Below are 20,317 nucleotides of genomic sequence, written 5' to 3'. Positions count from 1 at the left end.
GGATTCCCCAGAAGGCGCGGGTGAGCGTGCTTCGCTGTGCGGCGAGTGTGTCAGCGGAGGTGCCCCGGAGCAACGGTTTCGGGTCGCTCAGGGGCATCCGTTAAGCGCCGGCGAAATCAGTCCTGTGTGGACTGGAAGAAGCGCCCGCCGGCTGGGCACTGCTCACCTGCCTCCGGACGCCGACGCGCAGGTTCCCTCCCACTGGTACGGGAGGGAACCGGGCGGGCGGGTCAGTCGGACCCGATCGCCTCCAGCATGTTGGTGCGCGCCGCCCGGTGGGCGGGCCACAGCGAGGCCAGCACACCGACGATGACGATCCCGACCAGGGCGAGCAGGATCAGCGTCCACGGGAGCGTCGCCCGGGACAGCGCCTGCCCGAGCATCGCGTGCTGCATCACCGTCCCGGTACCGATTCCCACGCCGACCCCGAGGATGCCGCCGAACAGGGAGATCACGATGCTCTCCACCCGGATCGTGCGGCGGACGAGGGCGCGGCCGGCTCCGACCGCGCGGGTCACGCCGATCTCGCGGGACCGCTCCATCACCGACAGCGCGAGCGTGTTGACGACGCCGAAGACGGCGATCACGATCGCGACGCCGAACATCGCGTACATGACCAGCAGGCCGTACCGGAACTCCTCCACCCGGTCGGCGATCACCCCGTCCCGATCGGTGATCGAGATCTCGGGACGGCTCTGGAAGGCGGTCGCGATGGCCTCGCGTGCGGCCTGCGGATCGGGGCCGCCGGCGTAGACCGTCGTGACGTGGTCGCGCAGGTTCGGCGGTGCCAGGGCCTGGTCGAAGAAGATGCTCGCCTGTGCTTCGGTGGCGTCGTAGACGCCGACCACCTCGGTCTTCACCGGCGTTCCCTCGACGACCAGTTCGAGCGGGTCGCCGACCTCGAGGCCGAGCATGTTCGCCTCGTTCTGCGCGATGATCGCACCGCGCGACACGTCGTCGGTTCCTTCGGTGATCTTCGGCGTGAGCACCTCGCCCAGGCCCTCGCGGTCGATCGCGGAGACGATGCGCTCGCTCGTGCCACCCTCGTGCCGGATCTCGGCGAAGGTGTCCCTGCTGGCGAGGACGGTGGAGACGGCGGGCAGCGACCTGAGCTCCCCGACCACACCGGGGCCGAGGGTGGCGGCACCACCGGCGGCCGGTTCCAGCACCGTCGAGGTCACCGGGATGTTCAGCCGGATCGAGGCCGTCACCATCGTGGCCAGGCTGGAGCTGAGCGTCGCGAAGGCGCACACGAGCCCGAGCCCGACCATCAGGGTGGTCGCGGTGGCGGCCGTACGCCGGGGGTCGCGGGCCGCGTTGCGCATCCCGAGCCGTGTCGCCGGGCCTCCCCAGCGCTGTGACCAGCCGGCGAGAGGGCGCAGCGCGCCGGCTGCGACCGGAGTCAGCAGCAGCACCCCGCCCGTGCACAGCACGGCACCGCCGATCGCGATCATCCGTTCGAGGGTGCCGAGACCGGGAGACGCGGTGGCCACGATCGCGACGAGGCCCGCGACCACGCAGATTCCACCGGCGATGGACTGGCGGGTGTGCGGGCGTTTCGACGTCACCGCGTCGTTGCGCAGCGCGGCCATCGGGGAGACTGCCGCCGCGCGCCGGGCGGCACCGTAAGCCGCCGCGACGGTCACCAGGACCGCCACCAGGTAGCCCGACCCGACGCCGAGCGGCGGAACTCCGTAGCGGACCACGTCGCCCTCGGGCTGCATGAACCGGAACACGATCAGGCCGAGCCCGATCCCGAGCACCGTGCCGATCGTCGCCCCGACGCACGCGAGCGCGGTCGCCTCGACCACCACGCTCGACCGGACCTGCCTGCGATGGGCACCTACCGCGCGGAGCAGCGCGAACTGCCTTGTTCGCTGGGTCACCAGGAGGCTGAAGGTGTTGGTGATGACGAACATCCCGACCAACAGCGCGATCGCCGCGAAGGGCAGCAGTTGCGCGAGTGTGTCCGACGCCGTCTTGTCCGCGGCCTGCTCGGCGTTCGTGACCAGCTCGGCACCGGTGGACACGCTGTACTCGTCGGTGGCGTGCCCGGCTCCGATGGTCTGCTCGGCGGCCTGGCGCAGCGCGCTGGGTCCGGTTCCGGGGGTGCTCGTGAGTTCGATGCGGTCGAAGCGGTCCCCGACGAGCGCCGCCGCGGTCGCTCCGTCGTAGGCGATGGACGGAACGTGCTCGGAGCGGCCCGCGGCATCGGGCCCCAGCGCGGAGTACTGGAAGAGCCCGACGACGATGGGCTCGTCGATGCGGCCGTCGCCGAGCACGATCCGGGCACGATCGCCCAGGGCGAGTCGTGCCTCGCCGGCGCGCGACTCGGCGAGGGCCACCTCGCCCGGACGCTGCGGCCCTCGCCCGTCAACGAGGGTGAACCGGCCGGTCTCGTCCCAGTTCGTGCCCGCCAGGTCCGTGCCCGTCGAGACCAGCTTGCCGTCGGTGCCCACCACACCCGCACGTCCGGCGATCACGCCGTGCGCCCCGGCGACGCCGTTCGTGGCGGCCAACGCGTCGCGGTCGGCGAACGTCAGATCCGGGTCCTGGGCCGCGGTCTGCACCGACACGTCGACCCCACCCCGGGCGGTCTGTCCGGCGAGCGTCTTGGCCAGTGAGTCGGAGACGACGAAGCTCGCGACGACGAACGCGACGCCGAGCGCGATCGCGACCAAGGTCATGGCCAGGCGGCCCCGGTGCGCGCGGAGATCGCGCAGCATTGCTCGCAGCATCAGAGACCGACCTTTTCCAGAGACTTCATCTTGTCCAGCACGCCTTCGGCGGTCGGTGCGTACATCTCGTCCACCAGGCGGCCGTCGGCGAGGAACAGCACCCGGTCCGCGTAGGTAGCGGCCATCGGCTCGTGGGTCACCATGACCACGGTGCGGTCGAAGTCGTCCACGCTGCGTCGGAGGAAGGACAGGATGTCCGACGACGACCTGGAGTCGAGCGCACCGGTCGGTTCGTCGGCGAACACCACGTCCGGCTGGGTGATGAGGGCGCGGGCGCATGCCACTCGCTGTTGCTGGCCGCCGGAGAGTTCGCTCGGCCGGTGGCTGAGCCGGTCCCGCAAGCCGATCGCCTCGATGATCGATTCGGCCACCTGCGGGTCGGGCCTGCGCCCGGCGAGGTCCAGCGGGAGCGTGATGTTCTCCCAGGCGGTCAGCGTGGGGAGCAGGTTGAACGCCTGGAACACGAACCCGATCCGGTCTCGGCGCAGCTCGGTGAGGGCGACGTCGTCGAGGCCGGTCAGGGCGGTGCCGCCGACGAAGACCTCACCATCGCTGGGGTGGTCGAGTCCCGCGACGCAGTGCATCAGCGTCGACTTGCCCGACCCGGACGGTCCCATGATGGCGGTGAACTGCTCGCTGCGGAACTCCACGTCGACGCTGTCGAGCGCCACGACGCGCGCCTGGTCATGGCCGTACACCTTGGTCAATCCGGCTGCACGGACGGCAGCGGTCGTTTGAGTCATCCGCACAGCGTCGTGCCCGGGAGGTTCGCTGCCGTCGGCCGATCGGATAGATGATCTGCAACTAAAGTCGCGCCTCGAAAAGGGACGTCGGACGGCCGTTACGCTCGGCGCGTGGACCCCAAGGCGCGCTCGGAAGCCCAGCAGCTCGACGCGAAGGACCGGTCGTGGTCGACGGCCGACCGCGTGCTCGCCGTGGCGGTGTGCCTTGCGGTGTTCGTCGCGACCTTCCTCCCCGCCGGAGCGTTGGTAGCCGAACCGGCCGCGTCCACCTCGATTCCGGGCCTCGCCCTGACCCTGCTGATCGCCACCCTCTCGGCGGTCGTGACCTGGCTGGTGCCTCGCTGGTCGTGGCCGCTGTACGCACTCGCGTTCGGTACCTGGTTGATCGCCTCGCTCTGGCCGTTGCTCTGCGTCGCGTCGTTCTGGGCGGCGTTGCGCCTGCGCTCGTTCGTCCTCGCGACCTACGCGGTCGCGGCGACGGCAGCGGTCATGGCACCCACTCTCGTGCGGGTGGGGCGGCCGGACGTCGGGTGGGACTCCATCCAGAGTTCCTTCGGCGGGGTCGCCCTGTTCGTCGTGCTGCCGTTGTTCATCGGGCTGTGGGTGAAAGCGCGACGGCAGGTCGTCGAGGGGCTGCGGGAACGCACCCAGCAGCTTCTGCGGTCGCAGGAGGCCCGCGCGGAGCAAGCCCGCGCGCAGGAGCGCTCTCGCATCGCCCGCGAGATGCACGACGTGGTGGCGCACCGGGTGTCGCTGATGGTGCTCCACGCGGGCGCGATCGAGGCGAACTCGCCGAACGAACTGCTGGCGGACGAGGCCGCGCTGATCCGCCGCACCGGCCGGGAGGCGCTGGGCCAGCTCCGCGAGGTGCTCGGCGTGCTGCGACTCCACCCGTCGGAGATCCAGCTGCAGCCGCAGGCCACCGTGGCGGACATCGAGGATCTGGTGGAACGGTCTCGCTCCGCTGGCCTCGACGTTCGCTATCGGTGCGAAGGCACGCCTGTGGCGTTGCCCGCGATGGTCGACCACACCGCCTACCGGCTCGTCCAAGAAGCGCTCACCAACGTGCACAAGCACGCCGGAACCGCCAGGACCGAGGTGACGGTGCGGTACCTGGCGTCCGCGGTGGAGGTCGGTGTCAGTAACGCGGCTCCGGAACGGGCACCGGAGGGGCTGCCGGGCAGCGGTCTCGGACTGGTCGGCCTGCACGAGCGGGTGGGACTGCTGCACGGCACGCTCACCACCGGGCCGACCCCGGACGGTGGGTTCTCCGTCCAGGCGACGTTGCCGACCACTCCGGTGGAGTCCGGCGAGTCCACTCGGGGACCGGCGTGACGAGCTGTCGTATCGATCACCCGCACGCCCGGCCGGCAGGCTGACGGAGGAGCACTCCACTGCGCGGGCGCATGGTCACCGCATCCTTCGCCATCGAAATCGGGTCCGATCCAGCCGGGTCCGAACCTCCTTGTGCCAGGCGGTCGTTCGTTCCTTTTTGCGCTGACTTACGAACCTTGACCGGCGTTCACGTGCGCGGATAGCTTCCGATCGGTTCATGCCGGTGCGTTGCCGACCTGCTCGCAGACGCGCGGCACACCACGAGGAGCTGGGGGCTTCGGCGCGGTGTCACGCGAGGCGTGGCACACGCTGAGTTTTCGCGGTTCCCTCGCCGTTTCTCTTGTTCCGCGGAACCGCCACGAGCGGGTGCCGCCACGTTAGGGGGAATCCGCGCATGGTCGTCGACATCGGACGGTGGAGCAGCGTGACGGCGCTGCTTCGCCACCAGGCCGCGTCCCGTCCCGGGCAGGACGCGGTGGTGCGGGTCCACGACGCGAGCGCACGGGAGGCCGACCACCTCAGCTACGCGACGCTCGACGAGCGCGCCCGCACCGTCGCGGTGTGGCTGCGGGAGCGTTTCGCGGTCGGGTCGCGAATCCTGCTGCTCTACCCACCGGCCGACTTCACCACCGGGTTCCTCGGATGCCTCTACGCGGGAATGGTCGCGGTGCCCGCCCCACTGCCGGGGCGGTACCACCACGAGCGGCGACGGGTTCGGGGCATCGCCTCCGACGCAGGCGTGAGCGCGGTCCTGACCGACCTCAGCAACCTGGACGCCGTCGCACGCTTCGCGGGCGAGCAGCTGGGCGAGATCGACGTCCTCGCCACCGACTCCGGCGGCATCGCCGATCCCGCGAGCTGGACCGCCCCGGCGACGGTGCGGGACGACGTCGCGCTGTTGCAGTACACCTCCGGCTCCACCGGATCGCCCAAGGGAGTCGTGGTCAGCCACGCCAACCTCCTCGTCAACGCCGAGGCGCTCTGCACCACGCTCCAGGTGGACGACGGCACGCGATTCGGCGGCTGGGCGCCGCAGTACCACGACATGGGGCTGATGGCGCAGACCCTGCCCGCGCTGTTCCTCGGGAGCACCTGCGTGCTGATGAGCCCGACGTCCTTCCTGAAACGTCCGCACCAGTGGCTCCAGATGATCGATCGCTACGACGTGGCGTGGTCGCCCGCGCCGAACTTCGGCTACGAATTGGCCGCCCGGCGCACCAGTGACGACCAGGTCGCGGAGCTCGACCTGTCCCGCTGGCGGTACGCCGTGAACGGCTCCGAGCCGGTGCGGGTGTCCACGATGGAGGAGTTCGCGGAGCGGTTCGCCCCGGCGGGTTTCCGGACCGAGGCGCAGTGCGCCTGCTACGGACTCGCGGAAGCGACGGTGTTCGTGTCCGGCTCGGCTCCTCGTGAGCCGGTGACCGCCCGGGTGGCGCGCGGCGAGCTCGACCGCGACGTGTTCGCACCGGTCCCCGAGGACGCGGCCGGCCGGGTGCTTCCCAGCAACGGCTTCGCCGCCGAGAGCCACGACGTGGTCGTCGTCGATCCGCTCAGTCGCGAGACCCTGCCGGAACGCGCGATCGGTGAGTTGTGGCTGCGGGGTGCCAGCGTCGCCCGCGGCTACTGGAACAACGCTGCCGCCACCGAGCGGACCTTCCGCGCCACAACCGCGGACGGCGACGGTGAGTTCCTGCGTACCGGGGATCTCGGCACCGTGGTGGACGGCGAACTCTACGTCACCGGCCGGTTGAAGGAGGTGATGGTCCTACGTGGACGGAACCTCTACCCGCACGACGTCGAGCAGGAAGTCCGCTCGCAGCACCCCGAACTGGGCAACGTGGGCGCGGTGTTCGACGTCGACGTGCCCGGGGACGACGCGGCCGTCGTGATCACGCACGAAGTGCGGGGCAACCCGGCCCCGCGAGACCTCGCGGAGCTTGCCACCGCGATCAGGCGGACGGTGTCCCGCGAGTTCGGTGTTCCGGTCGGTGGAGTGGTGCTGCTGGGCAGGGGGGCGGTGCGGCGGACCACCAGCGGCAAGATCGAGCGCGCTCAGATGAAGTCCTCGTTCTGCGCGGGCGAACTCGAAGCCCGGTATGCGGAAGTGGACTCGCGCCTGCCGGTCCGGACGGTGCGGGCACCCGAGCACGCGGCGGAGACGGCGGTAGCCGGATGAGCACGACGAGCACGAGTCGAGCGCAACTCCAGGCGTGGCTGGCCGAACGCGTGGCTGCGCTCCTGGATCGGCCGCCGTCCGAGATCGCGGTCGAGGCGGAGCTCGGTGATCACGGGCTGGATTCCGTCCGGGCAGCGGCGCTGGTCGCGGAGATCGAGGACCGTTGGGACCTCGTACTCGACCCGGCCGTGACCTGGGAACACCCGTCCGTCGCCGCCCTCGCGAGCCATCTGGCGGAACTCGGCGCGACCCCCCGCTGAAACCGAGTCAAGACCGTGGGCGCGCCCACCCGTTCCATCCGAGGAGAGTGCACGGTGCCGAAGTCCGAGGCCGGTTTCGCGTTGTCGGCCGCGCAGCAGGGTGTGTGGGTCGCCCAGCAACTACAACCGGAGACGTCGCTCTACCACTGCGCCGTGTACTTCGAGGTCGAAGGCGCGCTCGACGCCGATCGGCTGCGCAAGGCCGTGACCCGGGCGGTGGAGGAGACCCACGCGCTGCGGATGCGATTCGTGTCCGATGTGGACGGTGTGCGCCAGGTGCCGCGCGCCACGACGGCCACGTTGACGGTCGTCGACTGCGAATCGGTGGCGGAGTGCCTTGAGTGGATGCGTGCCGAGGTCCGCGCGCCCCAGGACTGGGAGCACGGCGCGTTGTTCGCACACGCGCTGCTCCGTGCGCCCGGGCGGGAATTCGTGTACTTCCGCTACCACCACATCCTGATCGACGGGTGGGGGCAGACATTGCACTGCCGTCGCATCGCGGACCTCTACACCTCGTTCGCCGACGGCTCGCCCGACGTGGAGCCCGCGGTCGCACCGTTCGGTGAGTGGGCGGAGCTGCTCGCGGAAGAAGAGGCGTACCGCGCCTCGCCCCGGCACGACCGCGACCGCGAGTACTGGTGCGGTGTCTTCGCCGACGAGCCGATCCCGGCCGTCTTCGACGACGGCTCGGCACCGCCGGCCCACGGCGAACTCACCGACACCGTGTGGCTCGACCGAGTCGATGTCGAGGACATGCTGGCGGTGGCGCGTACGGCCAGGACGCGGTGGCCCGTGGTCTTCTTCGCGGCGATGGCCGCCTACGTGCACCGATGCACCGGTGCCGAGGACGTGGTGCTAGGGCTGCCGCTGTCGGCGCGGACGACACCGGCCGCGATGGCCACGCCCGCGATGATGTCCAACGAACTTCCGCTGCGCGTGCGAGTCGGCCCGTGGCGACGTTTCGAGGAACTGGTCGGGGACACCGCCCGGCAGGTGCTGCGCGCGATCACGCACCAGCGGTACCGGGGCGAGGACCTGCACGCCGAACTCCGGCGAGGTCGCTCCGGGGCGTCGGCGAGTCCGGTGGTCAACGTCGTCACCTTCGACCAGACCGTCCAGTTCGACGGGCACGAGGTGGTCGCGCGGCAGCTGTCCACCGGCCGGGTGCGCGACGTGTCGGTGCACGCCTACGGAACCGCCGACGGTTCGAGCGGTGTCCGAGTCGACTTCGACGGCAACCCGCACGTGCTCGACGGCGATGCCGTGCGCGCACACCGGGATGGTTTCCTGAGCTTCCTCCGCACGCTCCTGTCCGGGGCGGACAAGCCGATCGGCGCGTTGCCCGGACCGGACGACGATCGTCGTCGCGCCGCACTCGAACTCGGCTCCGGCGAGACCGACGACAGGGCTTCGGTCCTGCTGCCGGACCTGTTCGCCCGGCAGGCGCGGGCCACTCCCGAGGCGCTCGCGCTGTGGTCGTCCGACGCGAGGATGTCCTATCGGGACTTGGACGCCGTCACGAACCGGCTCGCCCGGTATCTGCGTGCTCGTGGCATCGGCGCGGGATCCTTCGTCGCGCTCGTGCTGCCGCGCTCGGTGGAGGCGGTCGCCGCGATGCTGGCCGTGCTGAAGTCGGGCGCCGCCTACGTGCCCGTCGACCAGGACCATCCGGCCGAGCGGATCCGGTACGTGATCGACGATTGCTCCCCGGCGCTGATCCTCACCTCCGGCGAGGCGGCGGACTCGGTGTCCACCGGCGACGCCGAGGTCGCCGTCCTCGCCGAAGCGCTCGCCGCCCCGGAACTCGCGGCACTGCCGTCGTACGCCCTTTCGGATGCTGATCGCCTCTGCCCGATCAGCCCGCGACACCCCGCCTACGTCATCTACACGTCGGGATCCACCGGGCATCCCAAGGGCGTGGTCGTCGAGCACCGGTCGGTGGCCGGGTACCTGGCACGTGCTCGCACGGCCTACCCCGGCGCGGGCGAGTCCTCCTTGCTGCACTCTCCGCTCGCGTTCGACCTCACGGTCACCGCGCTGTTCACCCCGCTGGTGAGCGGCGGATGCGTGCGCCTGGCGGACCTGACCGAGTCCGAGGTGCGTGCGGCGGGTCGACCGGCATTGCTGAAGGCGACGCCGAGCCACCTGGAGATGCTGGAGGCGTTGCCGGACGAGGCTTCCCCGAGCGGATGCCTGATCCTGGGCGGCGAGGCCCTGTTCGGTGGTGCCCTGGACTCGTGGCGGTCGCGGTTCCCCGACGTGACGGTGTGCAACGCCTACGGACCCACCGAGGCGACGGTCAACGTCACCGAGCACCGGCTCGAACCGGGAGTGCCGACGCCGTCCGGCGCGGTGCCGATCGGACGCCCGTTCCCGAACAGCCGTGCCTACGTTCTCGACGGCAGCCTGCGCTCGGTGCTCCAGGGCACGGTGGGGGAGCTGTACGTCGCCGGTTCCGTGCTCGCGCGGGGTTACTGGGAACGGCCGGCCCTCACGTCGGAACGGTTCGTCGCGGACCCCCACGGTCCCGCCGGTTCCCGGATGTACCGCACCGGTGACCTGGTGCGCTGGAACGAACGCGGGGAACTGGAGTTCGTCGGCCGTGCCGACTCGCAGGTGAAGGTGCGTGGCTTCCGCATCGAACTGGGCGAGATCGAATCGGTGCTGCTGCGCCACCCCGGTGTGGGCCAGGCGGTGGTGCTGCTGCGCGAGGACCAGCCCGGCGACCAGCGCCTGGTCGCGTACGTGGTGGCCGAGACCGGAGCGGAGACGGCCCACGAGGTGCGGGAGCACCTCCGGCGGGTGCTGCCGGAGTACATGGTCCCCACCGTGACGGTCCTCGCCGCCCTGCCGTTGAACGCCAACGGCAAGGTCGACCGCAAGGCACTTCCGCAGCCCACGACGACCACGCGACCGGCCGGCCGTGGTCCGCGCGGCCCCGAGGACGAGCTGTTGTGCGGGCTGTTCGCGGACGTTCTCGATGTGACCGGCGTGAGCATCGACGACGACTTCTTCGCCCTCGGTGGGCATTCGCTGCTCGCGACGAAACTGGTCGCGCGAGTCCGGGCCACCTTCGGGGTGGACCTGCCGATCCGGCAGCTCTTCGAGTCGCCGACGGTGGCAGACCTCGTAGCGCTGATCGGCGGGGCGGAACGGATCGGCGAGCTGCCGCCGCTCGCCGAGCGGGGCCGCCCGGATCGGGTGCCGGTGTCGTACGCCCAGCACCGCTGGTGGTTCCTCGACGGCCTCGACGGCGGCAGCGCGACCTACAACATTCCCGTGCCACTACGTCTGACCGGTGACCTCGACGTTCCGGCGCTCCACCGCGCGCTGTCCGATGTGGTGGCGAGGCACGAGACGTTGCGCACCGTGTTCGCCGAAGACGACGACGGACTGCACCAGATCGTGCTCCCGGTGGCCGAGTCCACGACGGCTCTGCCGGTGGTGCGCGTCGACCGGAACGACCTCGACGAGGAGCTCGCCCGCGCGGTGCGCGAGCACTTCGATCTCACGGTCGACCCTCCGCTGCGCGCGCGGCTGTTCGACGTGGTCGACGCTCCGGCCGAGCACGTGTTGCTGCTCGTCGTCCACCACGTCGCTGGTGACGGCTGGTCCATGCAACGTCTGGTGCACGACCTCACCATCGCCTACACCGACCGGCGCGACGGACGTGCGCCCCGTTGGCGGGCGCTGGCCGTGCAGTACGCCGACTTCTCCCTGTGGCAGCGGGAGGTTCTCGGTTCGGAGAACGATCCCGGCAGCGTCCTCGCTCGACAGATGGCGTTCTGGACCGAGGAACTCCGGGACGCCCCCGACGAGTTGCCGCTCCCGACAGACCGGCCGCGCCCCGCCGTCGCCTCCCATCAGGGCCGGCGCCTGGAGTTCGCGATCCCGGCCGCGGTGCACGACGGCGTCCGCGCCCTGGCGAGGCAGAGCCGCACGAGTGTCTTCATGGTCGTGCAAGCCGCTTTCGCGGCGTTGCTGTCGCGGATGGGGGCGGGCACGGACCTCCCGATCGGCATCCCGATCGCCGGACGCACGCACGGTGCCGTCGACGAACTCGTCGGTGTCTTCGTCAACACCCTGGTCCTGCGCACCGACACCTCCGGCGACCCCGCATTCCTCGACCTGCTCGACCGGGTTCGGGACACGAACCTGGCGGCCTACGCGCACCAGGACGTTCCGTTCGAGCGGCTGGTGGAGGCACTGCAACCGACGCGCTCGCTGTCGCGCCACCCGCTGTTCCAGGTGATGTTGAGCTGGCAGAACACCTTTCGCCAGGACGGTCTCGACGCGGTGAACGCGGCACCCGGGGTGCAGGTGGAGTTGCTCGACACCGACACCGGGGGCGCGGAGTTCGACCTGTCGATCGACCTCGGCGAGACGTTCTCGCCGGACGGTGCGGCGGCGGGTCTGGAAGGCGGGGTGCGCTACAGCAGCGATCTCTTCGACCCCGAGACGGCGCTGCTCATCGCGGCACGACTCCAGCACGTGCTGGAACACGTCATCGCCGAGCCGAACCGCACGCTCTCGACGCTGGACGTCCTCATGCCCGGTGAGCGGCAGCGGACCCTCGTGGAGTGGAACGGTTCCCGGCACGAGGTGGAGGGAACCTGGCCCGAGCTGTTCGAACGGCAGGCGGCCGAAACCCCCTCGGCGACCGCCCTCAGGTGGTGGGACGGCGAACTGTCCTACGCGGACCTCAACGCACGAGCGAACCGCCTGGCGCGGCACTTCGTCAGTCGAGGAGTACGGCCCGATTCCGTCGTCGCCCTCGCCCTGCCGCGTTCGCCCGAACTCGTCGTCGCGCTGCTCGCGGCCATGAAGGCCGGCGGAGCCTACGCGCCGATCGACCCCACCCAACCGTCCGACCGGATCGGCCTGATCCTGGAGGACACCGAGCCGGTGCTCGTGGTGACGGACTCCGCGCACGTCCGGATGCTTCCGAAGACCGCGTCACCGGTGCTGTCGTTGGACGACCCAGCCGTCGAGGCCGCCGTCACGGGCTGCGCCGGGGCCGACCTGTCCGCGACCGAGCGAGGAGGAGTGCGGTCGCGCCGCGCCGCCTACGTGATCCACACCTCCGGGTCCACCGGTCGGCCCAAGGGGGTGGTGGTGACTCATGAAGGCGTCGCGAGCCTCGCTCGGACCCAGATCGCCGCCTTCGAAGTCGACGAATCCAGCAGGGTCCTCCAGTTCGCGTCGCCAGGATTCGATGCGTCGGTCTCCGAGATGTGCATGGCGCACTTGTCGGGTGCGTGCCTCGTGCTGCCCTCCGAGGAGGGTCGAAACCCCGGCGACGCACTCCGGCGGCTGCTGGAGGACGAGAAGATCACGCACGTCACGCTGCCTCCGGCGGCACTGGCGGTGATGCAGCCGGAAACCGTTCCCCAGGGGCTGCGCGTGGTGTCGGCGGGCGACAGCCTGCCCGCCGAGGTCGCTACCCGCTGGGCTCGCCACCACACGCTGTTCAACGCCTACGGTCCGACCGAGACCACTGTGGACGTGTCGAGCCGTCGTTGTAAGCGACCGGTGACCGATCCCGTGCCGATCGGTGTTCCTTCGACCAACACCACGGTGTACGTCCTGGACACCGGACTGAGGCCGGTGCCGATCGGCGTGCGCGGAGAGCTGTACGCCGCGGGTTCCGGGCTCGCGCGCGGGTACCTGAACAGGCCGGGACTCACCGCCGAGCGATTCGTACCTGATCCTTTCGGAGCACCGGGCTCTCGGATGTACCGCACCGGTGACGTGGTGCGGTGGAACCGGCACGGCGAGCTGGAGTTCGCAGGGCGGACCGACGACCAGGTCAAGATCCGCGGTTTCCGGGTCGAGCTGGGTGAGATCGAGTCCGTTCTGCAGCGACACCGCGACGTCCGGTACGTCGTGGTCGTGCCGCGTGCGGACGGCTCCGGCGGGTCGCGTCTGGTGGCCTACGTGGTGTGCGAACGGCCTGTCGCGGACGTGGTCCTGCGGGCGCACGTGGAGGACGGGCTTCCCGAATACATGGTTCCCGCCGTGTTCGTGCCGTTGGACGAGATGCCGGTGACCGTCGCGGGCAAGGTGGATCGGGCCGCCCTGCCGGCACCGGAGCAAGTGGTCCGGACGCACGGGCGCGGGCCGCGGACTCCGCAGGAGGGACTCCTGTGCGAGCTGTTCGCGGACGTCCTCGGACTGCCGCAGGTCGGCATCGATGACAACTTCTTCCACCTGGGCGGTCATTCCCTGCTCGGTACGACACTCGCCGGTCGCATCCGGTCGACCTTCGGCGTGGACGTCACGATCCGCCAGCTGTTCACCGCTCCGACCGTGGCCGGCCTGGCCGCCGTGATCGAGACGAGCACCGGGTCGTCCCGGCCACCTGTCGTGGCCCTGCCGCGTCCCGAGCGGTTACCGCTGTCGTTCGCCCAGCAGCGGTTGTGGTTCCTCAACCGCATGGAGGGGCCGCGTTCGCAGTACAACACGCCGGTAGCGCTCCGGATCCCCGGCGCGGTCGACCACGCGGCGATGCGAGCGGCACTGTCCGATGTGGTCGAGCGACACGAGTCGCTGAGAACGGTCTTCGGGGAGGACGACGAAGGGCCGTTCCAGGTCGTGCTGGCACCGGAGTCGGTACGACTCGGTTTCACCACGGTCGAGGTGTCCGAGAGCGACCTGCGAGGTGAACTCGTCTCGCGCGGACAGGTCGGATTCGATCTCGCGACCGACATTCCCCTGCGCCCCACTCTTTTCGTCGTGCATTCCGACGGCGATCCGAATCGCGTGACCGAGCACGTGTTGTTGTTGTTGGTGCATCACGTGGTGTCGGATGGTTGGTCGTTGGGTGTGTTGGCGGGGGATGTGGGGTGTGCGTATTCGGCTCGGGTGTGTGGGGGTGTGCCTGGGTGGGGTGTGTTGGATGTTCAGTATGTGGATTTTGCGTTGTGGCAGCGGGGGTTTTTGGGTGTTGAGGGTGATGCGGGGAGTGTGATCGCGGGGCAGTTGGGTTATTGGTCGGGTGTGTTGTCGGGTGTGCCGGGTGAGTTGGTGTTGCCGGTGGATCGGGTGCGTCCGGTGGTGTCGTCTGGTGTGGGTGGGTCTGTGGAGTTCGGGGTTTCTGCGGGTGTTCATGCTGGTGTGGTGGGGTTGGCGCGGTCTGTGGATGCGAGTGTGTTCATGGTGGTGCAGGCGGCGTTGGTGGTGTTGTTGTCGCGGTTGGGTGGGGGTGTTGATGTTCCGGTGGGGTCTCCTGTGGCGGGTCGTGTTGATGATGCGGTGGGGGGTGTTGTCGGGTTCTTTGTGAATACGTTGGTGTTGCGGGCGGATGTGTCGGGGGATCCGTCTTTTGTGGATGTGGTGGGTCGTGTTCGTGAGGTGGATTTGGGTGCGTTCGCGCATCAGGATGTGCCTTTTGAGCGTGTGGTGGAGGTGGTGAATCCGCAGCGTTCGTTGTCGCGGCATCCGTTGTTCCAAGTCATGCTCACCTTCGACAACACCGCCGCCGAAGGCGCGGTCGAGGCGGTGGCCGCCCGCTTCGGTCACGGGGCGACCGCGGAGGTCGTCGACATCGGCTCCGCGAAGTTCGACCTCATGTTCGGCTTCGGCGAACGACGGTGCCAGGACGGCTCACCGGACGGAATGCGGGGGCTGCTCCAGTTCAGCGCCGACCTGTTCGATCGCTCCACGGCAGAACAACTGGCCCAACGCCTGGTTCAGGTCCTCGAAGAAGTGGTCGCCAACCCGCACCTGCCGGTGAGCGCCGTCGACGTGCTGACGGACGAGGAACGCGGCGCCCTGCTCGGTTCCTGGAACGACACCGACCACCCCACCGAGGGCGGATGTCTCCCACAGCGATTCGAGCAGCAGGTGCGGCGGACACCCGACCGCGTCGCGGTTCGCTTCGACGAGGTCGACCTGTCCTACCAGCAGGTCAACGAGCGTGCGAACCGGCTCGCACGGCTGCTGGTCGAACACGGAGCGGGACCGGAACGGCGGGTCGCGGTGGCCGTGCCGCGTTCTCCCGAGCTGGTCGTCGGCCTCCTCGCGGCGCTGAAGTCCGGCGCGGCCTACGTACCGATCGATCCGGACCATCCCGCCGAGCGCATCGCGTTCCTGCTCGGCGACGCTCGTCCGGACGTTCTGCTGACGACCGAGGAGACCGAGCGGTTCCTCCCGTCGACGAGCGACGGAGTGCCCCGCATCGTCGTGGACTCGGCGGACGTCCGCGCGAACCTCGATCAGCGTGACGGGTCCGATCTCGCCCGGACCGGGTCGGACGCCGTGCTCCCGGGCAATCCGGCCTACGTCATCTACACCTCGGGTTCGACCGGGCGGCCGAAAGGCGTGGTCGTCGATCACGCGGGGATCGTCAACCGGCTCGACTGGATGCAGGGCGAGTACGGACTGGAGGCGGACGACCGGGTCCTCCAGAAGACACCGACAGGTTTCGACGTGTCGGTGTGGGAGTTCTTCTGGCCGCTGATCACCGGAGCGAGCCTGGTACTGGCCGCGCCCCTGGGACACCGCGACCCCGCGTACCTCGCCTCCCTCATCCAGCGCGAGCGCGTCACCACGGTCCACTTCGTTCCTCCCATGCTGGCGGCCTTCCTCGACGTGCCCGAGGCCGCGGAATGCACGACGTTGCGGCGCGTCCTGTGCAGTGGCGAAGCGTTGCCGGGCGATCTCGCGAAGCGGGGAAGGGCCGTTCTGGACGCCCGGTTGGACAACCTGTACGGCCCGACCGAGGCATCGGTCGACGTCACCTGGTGGCAGTACGACGCAGCGCGTGGTGACGCGGTCGTCCCGATCGGTCGTCCTGTGTGGAACACCGTGGTCCGCGTGCTGGACGACAAGCTCGACCTGGTCGCCGGCAACGTGGCGGGCGAGCTGTACCTCTGCGGAGTTCAGCTCGCGCGCGGCTACTTCGACCGGCCCGGCCTCACTGCCGACCGCTTCGTCGCCGATCCGCACGGAGCGCCGGGTGACCGGATGTACCGGACCGGCGACCTGGCCCGGTGGACCTCGGGCGGGTACCTGGAGTTCCTGGGACGTGCGGACGACCAGGTGAAGATTCGCGGGATGCGGGTCGAGCCGGGGGAGGTCGAGGCCGCGCTGCGCGAGAACCGCGACGTGTCGTCGGCGGTGGTCGTCGCCCGTCCCGACGTGCATGGCGAGGACCGGCTGGTCGCGTACGTGGTAGCCGTCGACCCCGACCTCGCGCCTCGTCCTGCGGACGTGCGTACCGCCTTGAGCACGGTCCTGCCGGAACACATGGTGCCGGCGGCGGTCGTGCTCCTGGACGCGTTACCGGTGACGGCGAACGGGAAGCTGGATCGCGCGGCACTGCCCGAACCGGACGGCGAACACCGACCGGACGGCCGCGCGCCGCGAACCGCCGAGGAAGAACGGCTGTGCGAGTTGGTCGCGGAGGTTCTCGGTACCGAGCGGGTGAGCATCGACGACGACTTCTTCGCGCTCGGCGGCCACTCGCTGCTCGCGACCCGTCTGGTCGGCCGGATCCGCTCGCTGCTCGGCGTGGAGACCGGGCTGCGGCAGGTGTTCGAGACTCCCACCGTGGCCGGCCTTGCCGAGGCGCTCCAGGACGCTGGTGCCGCTCGTGCCGGAGTCGTCCGCGTACGGCCCAGGCCGGCGCGCATTCCGCTGTCCTTCGCGCAGCAGCGGCTGTGGCTGCTGCATCAGCTCCAGCCTGGAGCCGCGTACAACCTGCCGATGGCGATGCGGCTTTCCGGTTCGCTCGACCTCGATTCCCTCCGATCCGCACTGTCCGATGTGGTCGGACGACACGAGTCGCTTCGCACGGTGTTCGCCGAGGACGCCGATGGCCCGTTCCAGGTCGTCCTCGACGCCGGGCAGGCCGCCGCGGAACTGGCCGTGGTCGACACGGACGAGACGAATCTCCGTGCCCTGTTGGACGAGGAAGTCCGCCACTGCTTCGACCTGTCGGCCGCACCGCCGCTGCGCATGACCTTGTACCGCGTCGCACCGGACGAGCACGTGTTGTTGTTGTTGGTGCATCACGTGGTGTCGGATGGTTGGTCGTTGGGTGTGTTGGCGGGGGATGTGGGGTGTGCGTATTCGGCTCGGGTGTGTGGGGGTGTGCCTGGGTGGGGTGTGTTGGATGTTCAGTATGTGGATTTTGCGTTGTGGCAGCGGGGGTTTTTGGGTGTTGAGGGTGATGCGGGGAGTGTGATCGCGGGGCAGTTGGGTTATTGGTCGGGTGTGTTGTCGGGTGTGCCGGGTGAGTTGGTGTTGCCGGTGGATCGGGTGCGTCCGGTGGTGTCGTCTGGTGTGGGTGGGTCTGTGGAGTTCGGGGTTTCTGCGGGTGTTCATGCTGGTGTGGTGGGGTTGGCGCGGTCTGTGGATGCGAGTGTGTTCATGGTGGTGCAGGCGGCGTTGGTGGTGTTGTTGTCGCGGTTGGGTGGGGGTGTTGATGTTCCGGTGGGGTCTCCTGTGGCGGGTCGTGTTGATGATGCGGTGGGGGGTGTTGTCGGGTTCTTTGTGAATACGTTGGTGTTGCGGGCGGATGTGTCGGGGGATCCGTCTTTTGTGGATGTGGTGGGTCGTGTTCGTGAGGTGGATTTGGGTGCGTTCGCGCATCAGGATGTGCCTTTTGAGCGTGTGGTGGAGGTGGTGAATCCGCAGCGTTCGTTGTCGCGGCATCCGTTGTTCCAAGTCATGCTCACCTTCGACGACGACGATCAGCAGACCGCTCTCGACGCGGCGCACGGAATGCACGGCCTCCGCGTGTCACCCCAGCCCACCGACACCGGCTCGGTGAAGTTCGACCTCGGTTTCACCGTGCGCAGCGCTCGCGCCGAGGACGGCTCACCGCGCGGACTCGCCGGGGTCCTGCACTACAGCGACGACCTGTTCGACGAGGAGACCGCGAGAACCATCGCGCGGCGCTTCGAAATCCTGCTCGACGCCGTCGTGCGCGATGCGCGGCGTCGGGTGTCCGACCTCGACGTGTTCCTGCCGGACGAGCAGAAGGTCCTGCTCCGCGGGGAGTTCGGCGAGGAATGGCGTCCCGTCGTCGACTCGTTGGGTTGGTCGGAAGCCGCCCCGCTGCTGCACTTCTTCGTGCTCGATTCGGAAGGCCGCCTCGCGCCCACGGGCGTCCCCGGCGAACTGCACGTGGCCGGCAGCGGTGTCGAGCGCCTGGCGCCGGCGCCGGCAGCGCCGGTCGCGGCGCCGACCGGACTCGTCCACGACGTGCTGCACCCCACCGGCGTCCGCGTTCGCCGCACCCGTCGCGGTGCGGTCGAGGCACTCGGGTCACCCGACGCCGTCGACGTGGACCGCGGTACCGGGGTCGCTGGTGCAGCGTCGTCCGGTGGGCGCGTCGAGGGCGTGTTGCGCGGGCTGTTCGCCGAGGTCCTGCATCGTGCGGACGTCCGGCCGGACGACGAGTTCTTCGCCCTGGGCGGGGACAGCATCCTGTCCATCGAACTCGTCAGCCGGGCGCGCCGCGAAGGCCTCTCGATCACGCTGCGGCAGGTGTTCGAGCACCAGACCGCCGCTTCGCTCGCGAGCGTGGTCACCGACGCCCGTGCCGTGGCGGTCGACGGCGAGGACGCGGTAGGCACCGCGCCGATGCTCCCCATCGCCCGGTGGTTCCTCGACCGCGGTGGCCCGATCGAGCACTTCACGCAGACGCAGGTCGTGACCGTGCCCGCGGACCTGGACCTCGACGTGCTGATCGACACGTGGCAGGTCCTGCTCGATCGGCACGACGCCCTGCGGATGGCGCTGACGGGAACCGGCGAGGGTGCGGAGGTGGACGTTCCTCCCGCCGGAGCGGTCGTGGCGGCCGAGCGCGTCCGCCGGGTCGACGTGTCCGCCGAGGACTCGGACGGACGTGGGGCGGCAGTGCGGGAGCAAGGGGTGCTGGCCCGCGAGCGGATCGATCCCGAGGCCGCGGCGATGGTCGCGGTGGTGTGGCTCGACCACGGCCGCGACGAGCCCGGCCGGCTGCTGATCGTGGCGCACCACCTCGCGGTGGACGGTGTTTCCTGGCGCATCCTGCTCGGTGACCTGGCCGAGGCGTACGCGGCCTCCGCGCGAGGTGAGCGGCCGATGCTGCCCCCGGTGGGTACTTCACTGCGGTCCTGGGCGCGTCGGCTCACCGAGATCGCGACGCTGCCGGTGCGTCGCTCGGAGACCGCGTTCTGGGCCGACGTGGTGGACACCCCGGACCCGCCGCTCGGTTCACGGGCCTTGGACCCCGCGCGGGACACCTACGGCACGGTACGGCGCTGGCGGAGCACTCTCGGGCCGGAGGTGACGGGCGCCGCGCTGGCCTCCGCCCCGGCGGCGTTCCGGGCGGGCGTCGACGACGTGCTGCTCACCGCGCTCGCGGTCGCCGTGACCGCCTGGCGAGCGGACGCGGCCCACGACGGTGGGTCGGTGCTCCTGCTCGACGTGGAGGGGCACGGTCGTCAGGAGGACGTCGTCGGCGATGCGGACCTCTCCCGCACCGTGGGGTGGTTCACCGATCTGCACCCGGTCCGCCTCGACCCGGGTGAGGTCGATCGCGCGGACCTGCTCGCCGGTGGCGAGTCCGCGGCTACCGCGGTGCGCCGGATCAAGGAGCAACTTCGCGGGTTCCCCGACCGGGGCATGGGGTACGGATTGCTCCGCCACCTCGATCCCGAGACCGGACCTGCGCTGGCGCGGGGCCGTGCACCGCAGGTGGCGTTCAACTATCTCGGCCGCTTCGACGCGCCTGGTGCGGTCGAGTGGGGGATGGAGCTCGGTCTCGACACCGGGCCGGACCAGCATCCTGATCTGCCGTTGCCGCACGTGATCGAGCTCAACGCCGGTGTGGTCGACGGCGAGGACGGCTCCCGCCTGGTCGCGAGCTGGAACTGGGCAGGGGATCTGCTCGGCGAGGAGTCCGTGCGAACGCTCGCGGACCTCTGGTTCCGGGTGATCGAAGGACTGGTGTCGCACGTGGACCGGGTCGGCGACCGGGGCGTGACCCCGTCCGACGTGGGTCTGAACGCGATCGACCAGGACGAGATCGACGAGTTCGAATCCGACCTGCAAGCCGGCTGGGGGAACTGA

6 protein-coding genes are annotated in these 20,317 nt (G+C 69.9%); 4 read left to right on the top strand and 2 right to left on the bottom strand.

Annotation, left to right across the window (positions count from 1 at the left end; translation table 11 throughout):
* Positions 1-230: 230 nt before the first annotated feature.
* Positions 231-2,738 (bottom strand): ABC transporter permease, encoded by a 2,508-nt coding sequence (locus tag ABZ805_RS18640; RefSeq protein ID WP_358441556.1) that lies wholly within the window; start codon positions 2,736-2,738, stop codon positions 231-233.
* Complete coding sequence (locus ABZ805_RS18635) at positions 2,738-3,481, bottom strand: ABC transporter ATP-binding protein (protein ID WP_358441554.1); 744 nt, start codon at positions 3,479-3,481, stop codon at positions 2,738-2,740. The genes ABZ805_RS18640 and ABZ805_RS18635 overlap by 1 nt, the downstream gene beginning before the upstream one ends.
* Positions 3,482-3,592: 111 nt before the next feature.
* Between ABZ805_RS18635 and ABZ805_RS18630 the strand changes: the two genes are divergently transcribed.
* The 4 genes from ABZ805_RS18630 to ABZ805_RS18615 all read left to right on the top strand — a co-directional run bounded on the left by ABZ805_RS18630 (position 3,593) and on the right by ABZ805_RS18615 (position 20,317).
* Positions 3,593-4,816: a histidine kinase gene (locus tag ABZ805_RS18630; RefSeq protein WP_358441551.1), complete on the top strand. Its 1,224-nt coding sequence runs from the start codon at positions 3,593-3,595 to the stop codon at positions 4,814-4,816.
* 394 nt (positions 4,817-5,210) lie between these two features.
* Positions 5,211-6,992 (top strand): fatty acyl-AMP ligase, encoded by a 1,782-nt coding sequence (locus ABZ805_RS18625; RefSeq protein WP_358441548.1) that lies wholly within the window; start codon positions 5,211-5,213, stop codon positions 6,990-6,992.
* Positions 6,989-7,252, top strand: a complete 264-nt coding sequence (locus ABZ805_RS18620; RefSeq protein WP_358441545.1) for an acyl carrier protein — start codon at positions 6,989-6,991, stop codon at positions 7,250-7,252. The genes ABZ805_RS18625 and ABZ805_RS18620 overlap by 4 nt, the downstream gene beginning before the upstream one ends.
* 54 nt (positions 7,253-7,306) lie before the next feature.
* Positions 7,307-20,317, top strand: a complete 13,011-nt coding sequence (locus ABZ805_RS18615) for an amino acid adenylation domain-containing protein (RefSeq protein WP_358441542.1) — start codon at positions 7,307-7,309, stop codon at positions 20,315-20,317.

The sequence above is a fragment of the Saccharopolyspora sp. NPDC047091 genome, from assembly GCF_040643635.1.
Classification (GTDB): Bacteria; Actinomycetota; Actinomycetes; order Mycobacteriales; family Pseudonocardiaceae; genus Saccharopolyspora_C.
The sequence above is the reverse complement of the archived record's forward strand: the minus strand, read 5'-3'. Positions and strand labels throughout refer to the sequence as shown.

Excerpts from the sequence above, each read along its gene's own strand:
- ABZ805_RS18640 (WP_358441556.1), bottom strand. The coding sequence starts at position 2,738 with ATGCTGCGAGCAATGCTGCGCGATCTCCGCGCGCACCGGGGCCGCCTG.
- ABZ805_RS18620 (WP_358441545.1), top strand. The coding sequence starts at position 6,989 with ATGAGCACGACGAGCACGAGTCGAGCGCAACTCCAGGCGTGGCTGGCC.
- ABZ805_RS18625 (WP_358441548.1), top strand. The coding sequence starts at position 5,211 with ATGGTCGTCGACATCGGACGGTGGAGCAGCGTGACGGCGCTGCTTCGC.
- ABZ805_RS18635 (WP_358441554.1), bottom strand. The coding sequence starts at position 3,481 with ATGACTCAAACGACCGCTGCCGTCCGTGCAGCCGGATTGACCAAGGTG.